The sequence below is a fragment of the Blastococcus sp. TF02-8 genome, from assembly GCF_003319175.1.
Classification (GTDB): domain Bacteria; phylum Actinomycetota; class Actinomycetes; order Mycobacteriales; family Geodermatophilaceae; genus Blastococcus.
This window is the reverse complement of the sequence record NZ_QOHK01000002.1, coordinates 498,859-510,906: the sequence shown is the minus strand read 5'-3', so window position 1 is coordinate 510,906 and position 12,048 is coordinate 498,859. Positions and strand designations below refer to the sequence as shown.

Below are 12,048 nucleotides of genomic sequence, written 5' to 3'. Positions count from 1 at the left end.
ATCAACCGACGAAGATAGCCGCCTGCTCGGCGAGGTCGAGCACCGCCCCGGGCAGGATGCCGAGCGCCAGGGTCGCCGTCGCCGTCACCGCCAGGACGATCGTGGTCGGCGTACCCGGAACCCCCACGGTCGCCCCGTCGGGGACCGGCTCGGAGAAGTACATGAGCACGATGACCCGCAGGTAGAAGAACGCGGCCACGGCACTGGCCAGGAGGGCCACCAGGGCCAGTGGCCACGCCCCCTGCTCGATCGCCGCGCGGAACACCGCGAACTTGCCGGTGAACCCGGCGGTGAGCGGGATCCCGGCCAGCGCCAGCAGGAACAGGCTCATCAGCGCGGCGGTGAGGGGCGAGCGGGCGCCCAGCCCCGCCCACTGCGACAGGTGGGTGGCCTCGCCGTCGCCGTCCCGCACCAGGGTGAGGACGGCGAAGGCGCCGAGCGTGGTCAGCCCGTAGGTGAGCAGGTAGAACATCGTCGCCGCCAGACCCGACCCCTCGCCCCCGGAGCCCAGCCCCAGGACGCCGGTCAGCAGGAAGCCCGCGTGCGCGATCGACGAGTAGGCCAGCATCCGCTTGAGGTCGGTCTGGGTCAGCCCCAGCACCGCACCCACGACCATCGAGGCGATCGCGACGGCGTAGACCAGCGGACGCCAGGTCCACTCGGCGGTGCCGAAGGCGACGTACAGCAGCCGGAGGATCGCGCCGAACGCCGCCACCTTCGTGCAGGCCGCCATGAACGCGGTGACCGGCGTGGGCGCCCCCTGGTAGACGTCGGGCGTCCAGGTGTGGAACGGGGCGACGCTCGCCTTGAAGAGCAGCCCGACGACGAGCAGCCCCAGGCCCAGCACGAGCAGCACGTCACCGCCGCCCTCGAGACCGGCCTCGCGGATGTCGCGCAGCCGGACGCTGCCCGTGGCGCCGTAGACCAGGGCCAGGCCGTAGAGGAAGAACGCCGAGGCGAAGGCACCCAGGAGGAAGTACTTGACCGCCGCCTCCTGGGACAGCAGCCGGCGGCGGCGGGCCATGCCGCTGATGAGGTACAGCGGGAGGCTCAGCACCTCGAGGGCCACGAACATGACCAGCAGGTCGTTGGCCGCGACGAACAGCATCATGCCGCCGACGGCGAAGGTGGCCAGCGGGTAGACCTCGGTCTGCACGCGGGTGTCCGTCATCAGCTCGCGGTCGCGCGGACTCCCCGCCGGCACCGCCGCGCTGGCCACGAACGCCGAGCGCGCCGGGTCCAGCGACCGCTCGGCGAACAGCAGGACCGACAGCGCCCCCAGACCGGCGACGGTGGCCTGGAGAAACAGCGCCGCGCCGTCGACGGCCAGCGCACCCCCGGCGGTCACCTCGTGGTCGCGGTCGCCGGCGGCGAGCAGCAGTGTGGCGACCAGCGCCCCGACGGTGCCCACCAGCGCGAGCGCGACCTGCACCGGCTGGCGCGCCTCGCGTGGGACGAACGCCTCCACGAGGACCCCCACGCAGGCCGCGCCCAGCACGAGCAGCAGCGGGGCGAGCGCCGCCAGGGAGAGGTCGGGCACCTCGATCATCGGTCCGTTCCTCCGGAGTCGGCGCCGACGTCGCTCATGGTGGCGCTCACGGCGGGCTCGATCAGGTTCAGCAGCGGCTGCGGGAACACGCCCAGCCCGATGACCAGGGCGATCAGCGGGGCGACGACGGCCAGCTCCCGCCGGTCGAGGTCACGGACCCGCAGCACGCCGCGCGCCGGAGCGGCAGCGACCGCGGTGGCCCCACCCCCACCGGCGACGGGGGTGGGCTCCGGCGGCTCGTCGGCCGCCAGCAGCACGCCGCGGGCCGGTCCGTGCATCGTGCGCTGGTACATCAGCAGGATGTAGAGCGCGGCCAGGATGATGCCGACGGTCGCGACGATCGTGAAGACCGGGCGCTCCGGGAACGAGCCGATGAGCACCAGGAACTCGCTCACGAAGCTGTTGGTGCCCGGCAGGGCCAGCGACGCCAGGCCGGCGACGAGGAACGCCCCGGCCAGCTTCGGGGCGTGCTTCGCGACGCCGCCGTAGTCGCCGATCTCGCGGGACCCACCCCGGGCGATGAGCATGCCGACGACGAGGAACAGCAGCCCGGTGGCGATGCCGTGGTTGACCATGTACAGCACAGCGCCGGTGCCGGCCTCGGTCGTGAACGCGAAGATGCCCAGCGCGATGAACCCGAAGTGCGAGATCGACGTGTAGGACACCAGGCGCTTCATGTCGCTCTGCCCCATGGCGAGCAGCGCGGCGTAGAGCACGCCGATCACGGCGAGCACCAGGACGAACGGGGCGAAGAAGCGCGATGCGTCGGGGAACAGCGGCAGGCAGTAGCGCAGGAAGCCGAAGGTGCCGACCTTGTCGAGCACGCCGACGAGCAGCACCGCCCCGCCGATCGGAGCCTCGGCGCCGGAGTCGGGCAGCCAGGTGTGCAGCGGCACCAGCGGCGCCTTGATGGCGAAGGCGACGAAGAAGCCCAGGAACAGCAGCTTCTGGACGCCGGGATCGATGTCGAGCTGCCGCAGCGCGTCGAAGGCGAACGTGCCCTCGCCCAGCTGGCTGGTGCTGACGACGTAGAGCCCGATGACGGCGGCCAGCATGACCAGACCGCCGAGCAGGCTGTAGAGGAAGAACTTGACCGCGGCGTACTGCCGGCGCGGCCCCCCGAAGCTGCCGATGAGGAAGTACATCGGGACGAGCATCGCCTCGAAGAAGACGTAGAAGAGCAGCACGTCGGTGGCGGCGAAGACCCCGACCATCATCGCCTCGAGCAGCAGCAGCCAGGCGAAGAAGACCCGGGGTGGCCGCGGCGCGGTGTCGGCCTCGTGCCACGACGCGGCGACGACCAGCGGCACGAGGACGCCGATCAGCAGCAGCATCACCAGCGCGATGCCGTCGACCCCGAGAGCGAAGTCGGCACCGAAGTCGGGGATCCAGGAGACCGACGTGGTCAGCTGGAAGCGCTCGCCGCCCGCATCGAAGGCGATCGTCGCCAGCACCGCCAGCAGCAGGGCGGCGAGGCTCACGCCGAGCGCCACCTGCTTGGCCAGCAGCGACCGCTCGCGCGGGAGCGCCGCGACCACGGCGGCGCCGATCGCGGGCAGCGCGATCATCGCGACCAGGGAGAAGGACGCGCTCACGGGAGGGCCACCACCGTCTCGGGGATCGGGAGGAACTGGGAACCGCTCATCCGGCCGTCACCGCCAGCAGTGCTCCGGCCACCACGACCGCGCCACCGAGCATCCCGAGGGCGTAGGTGCGCACGAACCCGGTCTGCGCCCGGCCCAGCCGGGACGACGACCCGCCGAGCCCCGCGGCCAGGCCGTTCACCGCGCCGTCGACCCCGCGGTTGTCGAACCACACCAGCGCGCGGGTGAGCCACTGCCCCGGGCGCATGAACAGCGACTCGTTGATCGCGTCGGCGTACAGGGCGTTGCGCGCCGCGCGGGTCACCGGCGAGACCCGGACGGGCGGGGTGACCGGCACCTCGCGGCGGCCGACGAACAGCCAGGCGGCCAGCACGCCGAGCAGCATCACCACGGTGACGACCAGCCCGACGACCACCGGGGCCACCACGTGCGTGGCCTCCTCCGGCTCGCCGAACACCGGCTCCAGCCAGTCGGCGAGCGGGAACACCGACACCAGCAGCGCCCCCGCGGAGACCGACCCGACGGCGAGCACGATCATCGGGGCGGTCATGACCGTGGGCGACTCGTGCGGGTGGACGCCGTCCTCCCAGCGCGGGCGGCCGAAGAACGTCATGAGCATCAGCCGGGTCATGTAGAAGGCGGTCAGCCCGGCACCGAGCACGGCCACGCCGCCGAGGACCCACCCCCACGCGTCCTCCCGGTCCAGGGCGGCCTCGATGATCGCGTCCTTGGTGAAGTAGCCGGACAGGAACGGGAAGCCGATCAGTGCGAGGTAGCCGAGGCCGAAGGTCACGAAGGTGACCGGCAGCTTCTTCGCCAGCCCGCCGAAGCGGCGCATGTCCACCGCGTCGTCCATCGCGTGCATGACCGATCCGGCGCCGAGGAAGAGCCCCGCCTTGAAGAACCCGTGCGCGAGCAGGTGGGCCAGGCCGGCGACGTACCCGGCCGGGCCGAGCCCGACGGCCAGGAACATGTAGCCGATCTGGCTGACCGTGGAGTAGGCCAGCACCTTCTTGATGTCGTCGTAGGCGCAGCCGGCGATCGCCCCGATCAGCAGGGTGAGCGCCCCGACGGCCAGGACGACGGCACGAGCGGTGGGGGTCTCGTCGTAGACCGGCGCGGAGCGGGCGATCAGGTAGACGCCCGCGGTGACCATCGTCGCGGCGTGGATCAGCGCCGAGACCGGGGTCGGGCCTTCCATGGCGTCGGGCAGCCACGCCTGCAGCGGGAACTGGCCCGACTTGCCGCAGGCGCCGAGCAGGAGCAGCAGGCCCATCGCGGTGACCGTGCCGCCGGCCAGCGTCGCGACCCCGGCGTGCACGCCGGCGTAGGACGTCGTCCCCAGCTGGGCGAACATGACGAAGACGGCCAGAGCCAGGCCGACGTCGCCGACCCGGTTCATGATGAACGCCTTCTTCGCGGCGGTGGCCGCCGCCGGGCGGGTGTACCAGAAGGCGATGAGCAGGTAGGACGCCAGACCCACGCCCTCCCAGCCCACGTAGAGCGCCACGTAGCTGTTGCCGAGGACCAGCAGGAGCATCGCGGCGACGAAGAGGTTCAGGTAGGCGAAGAACCGCCGCCGCCCGGGGTCGTGCGCCATGTAGCCGATCGAGTAGACGTGGATCAGCGAGCCGACGCCGGTGATCAGCAGGACGAAGACCGCCGACAGCGGGTCGTAGAGCAGCCCCGCGGTCACGTCGAGGTCGCCGGCGGAGATGAACGTGAACAGCTCGACGTCGGCGGCACGCTCCTCCAGCCCGGCCAGCTGCACCGTGCACCCGACGGCGAGCAGGAAGGCGACGACGACGGTCGCCGTCCCCAGCAGGTGGCCCCAGCGGTCGGTGCGGCGCCCGCCCAGCAGCAGCGCCGCTGCGCCGGCGAGCGGCAGCGCGATCAGCAGCCAGGAGGCGGCGAGCAACCCTTCAGCAGGCACTGGATGTCCGTCCCGGTCAGTACTTCAGGAGGTTGGCGTCGTCGACCGAGGCGGACCTGCGGGTCCGGTAGATCGACATGATGATGGCCAGGCCGATGACCACTTCGGCGGCAGCGACGACCATGACGAAGAACGCCATGATCTGGCCGTCGACCGTCCCGCCGGCCCGGGCGAAGGTCACCAGCGTCAGGTTCACCGAGTTGAGCATCAGCTCGATGCACATGAACACGACGATGGCGTTGCGGCGGACCAGGACCCCGACCGCGCCGATCGTGAAGAGGATCGCGGCGAGCACCAGGTAGTAGCTGATGGTCACCGCTCCTCCCCGCCGTCGGCCGGGGTGAGCGTGCCGAGCGCGGCGTCGGGGCTGCCCAGCTGCTCGCGGCCGGTGGGTCGGGGCATCTGCTGGACCTCCTGGGGGTCGACGCCGGTGGCCACCGTCTCGTCGAGCGTCCGGCCGTCGGGCAGCAGGGCGGGGGCGGCCACCGAGTTGGCCCGGGCGTAGACGCCGGGCCCGGGGAGGGTCTGCGGACGGTCGCTGGTCAGGAACCGGGCGCGGGAGAGCTCCTTCTGGGTCTGCCGGCTGCCGGGCTCCCGCTCGATGTGGGCCAGGACCATGGCCCCGACGGCGGCGGTGATGAGCAGCGCGCTGGTGACCTCGAAGGCCAGCAGGTAGCGGGTGAAGAGCAGCTCGGCGATCGCGGCGATGTTGCCCTCGCCCTGCGCCTCGTCCAGCCCGGCCACGGGCAGGTCCTGGGTGGCCCGGGCGATGCCGGCACCCACGAGGCCGGCGAAGCCCAGGCCCAGCACGGTGGCCGCGATCCGTTGCCCGCGCAGCGTCTCCACCACCGAGTCCGACGAGTCGCGTCCGACCAGCATCAGCACGAAGAGGAAGAGGATCATGATCGCGCCGGTGTAGACGATGATCTGCACCGCGCCGAGGAACGGGGCGGACTGGACGACGTAGAACACGCCCAGCGCCAGCATCGTGTTGACCAGCCACAGCGCGGAGTGCACGGCGTTGCGGCTGAAGACCATGCCGAGCGCCCCGGCCAGCGCGATGGGGCCCAGGATCCAGAAGACGACGGCCTCGCCGGTGCCGATGACGACGTCGGCTGCCTCGGGGGTCACGAGCGGGCCTCCGGTGCGCGCAGGTAGTAGTCCTTCTCGTCCTCGCCCAGGCGCATGGCGTGCGGGGGTGCCTCCATGCCGGGCAGCAGCGGGGCCATGAGCTGTTCCTTGGTGTAGATCAGGTCGCGGCGGTCGTCGTCGGCCAGCTCGAAGTCGTTGCTCATCGTCAGCGACCGGGTGGGGCAGGCCTCGATGCACAGCCCGCAGAAGATGCAGCGCAGGTAGTTGATCTGGTAGACCGCGCCGTACCGCTCACCGGGTGAGTAGCGGGCCTCCTCGGTGTTGTCGCCACCCTCCACGTAGATCGCGTCCGCCGGGCACGCCCAGGCGCAGAGCTCGCAGCCGACGCACTTCTCCAACCCGTCGGGGTGCCGGTTGAGCACGTGCCGCCCGTGGTAGCGCGGCTTGGTCACCTTGGGTTCGAACGGGTACTGCTCGGTGGTCACCGTGCGGAAGATCTGCGCGAAGGTGACACCGAACCCCTGGGCCGGAGCCGGGGTCACGGCGTCGCGCAGCGCCGGCCGGGCGGCCTTCGCCGGAGCGCGCTCGATCTCAGACATCGCCGTCCTCCTCGATCGTGGCGGTGCCGCGGCGGCCGGTGCCGACCACGGTCGCGCCGGTCTCGCCGCTCTCCCGGCGGATGCGCGGTGACGGCGGCACCGTCAGGTCCATGGGCGGCACCGGGAAACCGCCCTCCGCGCGGCGGGGGCCACCGCGACGCGCGCCCACCGGGGGCAGCACGTCGGGCTCGGGATCGGTGGCGTGCACCGCGCCGGCGGACGCCTGCTCGGCCATCACCCGGGTGTCGCGGTTGGCCGACCGGCTGGCGACCAGCAGCCCGGCGAGGACCAGCAGCGCGGCCGGGACGCCGACGAACAGCGCGATCTGACCGGTGGAGAGGTCCGCCTCGCGGGAGACGGTGCGCATGGTGGCGACGACGAGGATCCAGACCAGCGCCGTCGGTACCAGGACCTTCCACCCGAAGCGCATGAACTGGTCGTAGCGCAGCCGGGGCAGCGTGCCGCGCAGCCAGATGAAGACGAACAGCGCCGCCACGACCTTGAGGAAGAACCACAGCAGCGGCCACCAGCCGGTGTTGGCGCCGTCCCAGATCGAGATCGGCCACGGCGCCCGCCAGCCGCCGAGGAACAGCGTCGCGGCCAGGGCGGAGACGGTGACCATGTTGATGTACTCGGCGAGGAAGAACAGCGCGAACTTCAGCGACGAGTACTCGGTGTGGAACCCGCCGACCAGCTCGCTCTCGGCCTCGGGCAGGTCGAACGGCGCCCGGTTGGTCTCGCCGACGACGGCGATCACGTAGATGACGAACGAGACGGGCAGCAGCACCGCGAACCAGCTCGGCCCGGTGAACTCCGCGCCGAAGAAGTCCAGCCGGTTGCCGTCGGCCTGCGCGGCGACGATCTCCGAGGTGGACATCGAGCCGGCGTAGAGGAACACCGCGACGATGGACAGACCCATCGCGATCTCGTAGCTGACCATCTGGGCGGCGCTGCGCAGGCTGCCGAGCAGCGGGTAGGTGGAGCCCGAGGCCCAGCCGGCCAGCACGATGCCGTAGACGCCCATGGCCGAGCAGGCGAGGACGACCAGGACGCCGATGGGGGCGTCGGTGAGCTGCAGCGGAGTGCGCTCGCCGAAGATGCTGACCGTCGGGCCGAGCGGGATCACCGAGAAGGCCAGGAACGCGGGGATCGCGGCGATGACCGGAGCCAGGAAGTAGACCGGCTTGTCCGCCAGCGCCGGCATGATGTCTTCCTTGAACGCCAGCTTCAGGCCGTCGGCGAGGCTCTGCAGGTAGCCGCGCGGGCCGACCCGGTTGGGGCCGATCCGCTGCTGCATGCGGGCGACGACCTTGCGCTCGAACACGATCGCGAACAGCGTCATCAGCACCAGGAGCCCGAAGACCCCGACGATCTTGACGAGCACGATCCACCAGACGTCGTGCCCGAAGTCCTCCAGCGTGGGCTGGTCGGGCGCGGCCCACAGGTTCATCGCGTGCCTCCCGTGACGTCGGCGGTCACCGGTTCGCCGGTGCGGGCCAGCCGCACGATGCCGCCGGGCCCGGTGCCCAGCCCGGTCCGGATCTCGCTGCCCGGCGAGCGCATGGGCAGCCACACCACCTGCTCGGGCATCGGGGTGATGCGCACCGGCAGGGTGACCGAGCCGGTGGCGCCGGCCACCGTGACGCGGTCGCCGTCGGCCAGGCCGAGGCGGGCGGCGGTCTGCGCCCCGATCCGCGCGACCGGACGGCGGGCGGTCCCGGCGAGCTCCGGCTCGTCCCGTTGCAGGGTGCCGACGTCGAGCAGCTGCCGCCAGCTGGCCAGCAGCGCCTCGTCCTCGCGCAGCACCGGGGCGGCCGGCGCCGGGACGTCCGGCGCCCCGGCGGCCGGTGAGCGGCGGGCGCCGAGCGCCAGCATCGCGGCGCGAGCGGCTGCCGGGGTCGGCAGCCGCAGGTCGACGTCCATCTCCTCGGCCAGGCCGTGCAGGACCCGCCCGTCGGTGAGCATCCCGGTGCCGTGGAGGGTGGCGTCGAAGGGCCGGGCGCGGCCCTCCCAGTCGAGGTAGGTGCCCGCCTTCTCCGGTGCGGCGGCGACCGGGAGGACGACGTCGGCCCGCTCCGTCACTGCGCTCGGGAACATCTCCAGGCTCACGACGAACGCGGCCGCGTCCAGTGCCGCGATCGCGAGGGCCGGGTCGGGCAGGTCCGCCGGGTCCACGCCACCGACGAGCAGGCCGGGGAGCCGGCCGCTGCGCGCGGCGGTGAGGATGGCCGTCAGGTCACGGCCCGGAGCGCTCGGCACCGCAGCGGGGTCGATGCCCCACAGCGCGGCCACCTCGGCGCGCGCCTGCGCGTCGCCGATGCTGCGGCCGCCGGGGAGGAGGTTCGGCAGCGCCCCGGCCTCGACCGCCCCGCGCTCACCGGCGCGGCGGGGCACCCAGGCCAACCGCGCTCCGGTGGCGCGGGAGAGCGCCACGAGGGCCGTGAGCGCGCCGGGCACCTCGGCCAGCCGCTCACCGGCGAGCAGCACCGCGCCGGGCTCCCGGAGGGCCTCGACGGCCGGACCGCCCCAGGTGCCCTCGGCCAGCGCCCGCAGCGACCGGGCCTCGGCACCGGGCAGCGTGGCGAGCACCGTGGCCTGCAGCTTCTCGGCGGCGCGGGTCGCGAAGGGCGCGAGGTCGAAGACGGCGAGCTTCCCGGTGCGCACCGCCCGGCGCAGCCGCAGGAAGAGGATCGGTGACTCCTCCTCCGGCTCGAGCCCGGCGAGCAGGACCGCCGAGGCGGCACCGAGGTCGTCGTAGGTGACCGCCCCGGTGACCGGACCGGTGCCGGCGACGGCGGCCTCCAGGAACGAGAGCTCCTCGGCCGAGTGGGCTCGCGCCCGGGCGTCGACGTCGTTGGTGCCCAGCGCCACGCGCGCGAAGGTGGCCCAGGCGTAGGCGTCCTCGAGGGTGAGCCGTCCGCCCGGCAGGACGCCGACCCCGCCCTCGGCGCGGGCCTGCGCCAGCCCAGCGGCGGCGGCCGCCCATGCCTCGGGCCAGGACGCCGGCCGCAGCTCGCCGTCGGCGCCGCGCACCAGCGGAGTGGTCAGCCGTTCGTTGCTGGTGGCGTAGCGGAACGCGTAGCGCCCCTTGTCGCAGGTCCACTCCTCGTTGACCGCCGGGTCCTCACCCGCCAGCCGGCGGGTGACCTTGCCCCGGCGGTAGTCGGTGCGCATCGCGCAGCCCGAGGCGCAGTGCTCGCACACGCTGGGCTCGCTGCGCAGGTCGAACGGCCGGGCGCGGAACCGGTACTGGGCGCTGGTCAGGGCGCCGACCGGGCAGATCTGGGTGGTGTTGCCGGAGAAGTAGGACTCGAACGGCTCGTCCTGGTAGATCGCGACCTGCTGCAGGGCGCCGCGCTCGAACAGCTCGATGAACGGGTCGCCGGCCACCTGCTCGGAGAACCGGGTGCACCGGGCGCACAGCACGCAGCGCTCGCGGTCGAGCAGGATCTCGGTGCTGATCGGCAGGGGCTTGGGATAGGTGCGCTTCTCGCCCTCGAACCGGCTCTCGGTGCGCCCGTTGCTCATGGCCTGGTTCTGCAGCGGGCACTCGCCGCCCTTGTCGCAGACGGGGCAGTCGAGCGGGTGGTTGATCAGCAGCAGCTCCATCGTGCCCTGCTGCGCCTTGTCGGCGACGGGGCTGGAGAGCTGGGTGCGCACCGCCATGCCGTCGGTGACGGGCATCGTGCACGAGGCGACCGGCTTGCGCTGCCCCTCGACCTCGACGAGGCACTGCCGGCAGGCGCCGACCGGCTCCAGCAACGGGTGGTCGCAGAACCGCGGGATCTGCACACCGATCATCTCGGCGGCCCGGATGATCAGCGTGCCCTTCGGCACCGCGACGTCGAAGCCGTCGATGGTGCAGTGGACGGCGTCCGGCGGCGTGTGCGGCCCCGGTGCGCCCGGGGGGACGGCGGGCGCCGGCGTGGGGTTGGTCAGGGTCACGAGGCGGCCCCCACGGGCTCGAGTCGGAGGCTGCGACCCAGGCGGGCCTGCTCCTCGGGCGGCAGCAAGGCGACGTAGTCGTCCTTGAAGTACTTCAGCGAGCTGGAGATGCAGCTGGTCGCGCCGTCGCCCAGCGCGCAGAACGACCGGCCGAGGATGTTGTCGCAGGTGTCGACCAGGAGGTCGAGGTCGGCGGCGGTGCCCTGGCCGTCGACCAGCCGCTGCAGGATCTGGACCAGCCAGTAGGTGCCCTCCCGGCAGGGGGTGCACTTGCCGCAGCTCTCGTGCGCGTAGAACTGGGTGAAGCGCAGGGTGGCCTCGACGATCGAGTCGGTCTCGTCGAAGACCATCAGCGCGGTGGTGCCGAGCATGGAGCCCGCCGCCGCGACCGAGTCGAAGTCCAGCGGGACGTCGAGGTGCTCGGGGGTGAAGTACGGGGTCGAGGAGCCGCCCGGGGTCCAGAACTTCAGCTCGTGCCCGGGGCGGACGCCGCCGGCCATCTCCAGCAGCTCGCGCATCGTCGTCCCCATGGGGGCCTCGTACTGGCCGGGACGGACCACGCGGCCCGAGAGCGAGTAGATCTTCGGGCCGGGTGACTTCTCCGGCCCGAAGGCCTTGAACCACTCCGCCCCGCCGCGGACGACGAACGGCACGCTGGCCAGCGTCTCCACGTTGTTGATGACCGTCGGCGCGCCGTACAGCCCGGCGACGGCCGGGAACGGCGGCTTGAGGCGGGGCTGGCCGCGGTAGCCCTCGAGCGAGTCGAGCAGCGCCGTCTCCTCGCCGCAGATGTAGGCGCCGGCGCCCGCGTGCACGACCAGCTCCAGGTCGTAGCCGGTGCCGAGGATGTCCGTGCCGAGGTATCCGGCGGCGTAGGCCTCGGCCACGGCGTTCATCAGCCGCCGGTGGGCGTGCACCGCCTCCCCGCGGACGTAGATGACGGCGAACTCCGACCGGATCGCGTACGCGGAGATGATCACGCCCTCGATGAGCGAGTGCGGGTCGGCCATCATCAGCGGCAGGTCCTTGCAGGTGCCCGGCTCGCCCTCGTCGGCGTTGACCACGAGGTACTTGGGCATCGCCGCCGGACCGGTCGGGGTCTCCCCCGGCTTGGGCTGCGGGATGAAGCTCCACTTCATGCCGGTCGGGAAGCCGGCACCGCCGCGGCCGCGCAGACCGGAGTCCTTGACCATCGTGACCAGCTCGTCGGGGGTCATCGAGAGCGCGGTGCGCAGCGCGGCGTAGCCGTCCAGCGACTCGTAGGTCGCCAGCCGCCACGACTGGTCGGCCCCCCACCGGGAGGTGAGGACGGGGCTCAGGGGCATG

At 72.5% G+C, this 12,048-nt stretch carries 9 protein-coding genes; all 9 read right to left on the bottom strand.

The genetic code is table 11. The features are described from left to right. Nucleotide 1 precedes the first annotated feature (1 nt). Genes nuoN through nuoF form a run of 9 tightly spaced genes read right to left on the bottom strand, consistent with a single transcriptional unit; the run spans nucleotide 2 to nucleotide 12,047 of the window. Nucleotides 2-1,549, bottom strand: a complete 1,548-nt coding sequence (gene nuoN, locus DQ237_RS06605) for an NADH-quinone oxidoreductase subunit NuoN (protein WP_113798331.1) — start codon at nucleotides 1,547-1,549, stop codon at nucleotides 2-4. Then, complete coding sequence (locus DQ237_RS06600) at nucleotides 1,546-3,144, bottom strand: NADH-quinone oxidoreductase subunit M (protein ID WP_240619454.1); 1,599 nt, start codon at nucleotides 3,142-3,144, stop codon at nucleotides 1,546-1,548. Before DQ237_RS06600 ends, nuoN begins: the two co-directional genes overlap by 4 nt. Nucleotides 3,145-3,190: 46 nt before the next feature. Next, the gene (gene nuoL, locus DQ237_RS06595) at nucleotides 3,191-5,086 is read right to left on the bottom strand and encodes an NADH-quinone oxidoreductase subunit L (RefSeq protein ID WP_240619453.1); all 1,896 of its coding nucleotides are present in this window, start codon (nucleotides 5,084-5,086) and stop codon (nucleotides 3,191-3,193) included. A 16-nt stretch (nucleotides 5,087-5,102) separates the two neighbouring features. Further along, complete coding sequence (nuoK, locus tag DQ237_RS06590; RefSeq protein ID WP_113798327.1) at nucleotides 5,103-5,402, bottom strand: NADH-quinone oxidoreductase subunit NuoK; 300 nt, start codon at nucleotides 5,400-5,402, stop codon at nucleotides 5,103-5,105. Then, a complete protein-coding gene (locus DQ237_RS06585; RefSeq protein WP_113798325.1) occupies nucleotides 5,399-6,217 on the bottom strand; it encodes an NADH-quinone oxidoreductase subunit J in 819 nt (272 codons plus the stop codon). Before DQ237_RS06585 ends, nuoK begins: the two co-directional genes overlap by 4 nt. Further along, entirely contained in the window at nucleotides 6,214-6,777 is a 564-nt protein-coding gene (nuoI, locus tag DQ237_RS06580) for an NADH-quinone oxidoreductase subunit NuoI (RefSeq protein ID WP_240619452.1), read from the bottom strand. The genes DQ237_RS06585 and nuoI overlap by 4 nt, the downstream gene beginning before the upstream one ends. Beyond that, nucleotides 6,770-8,227 carry an NADH-quinone oxidoreductase subunit NuoH gene (gene nuoH / locus DQ237_RS06575; protein WP_113798323.1) on the bottom strand — a complete coding sequence of 486 codons (1,458 nt, stop codon included), beginning with the start codon at nucleotides 8,225-8,227 and terminating at the stop codon, nucleotides 6,770-6,772. Before nuoH ends, nuoI begins: the two co-directional genes overlap by 8 nt. Next, a complete protein-coding gene (locus tag DQ237_RS06570; RefSeq protein WP_113798321.1) occupies nucleotides 8,224-10,722 on the bottom strand; it encodes an NADH-quinone oxidoreductase subunit G in 2,499 nt (832 codons plus the stop codon). The genes nuoH and DQ237_RS06570 overlap by 4 nt, the downstream gene beginning before the upstream one ends. Next, nucleotides 10,719-12,047, bottom strand: a complete 1,329-nt coding sequence (gene nuoF, locus DQ237_RS06565) for an NADH-quinone oxidoreductase subunit NuoF (protein ID WP_113798319.1) — start codon at nucleotides 12,045-12,047, stop codon at nucleotides 10,719-10,721. The genes DQ237_RS06570 and nuoF overlap by 4 nt, the downstream gene beginning before the upstream one ends. Between the last annotated feature and the right edge of the window lies 1 nt (nucleotide 12,048).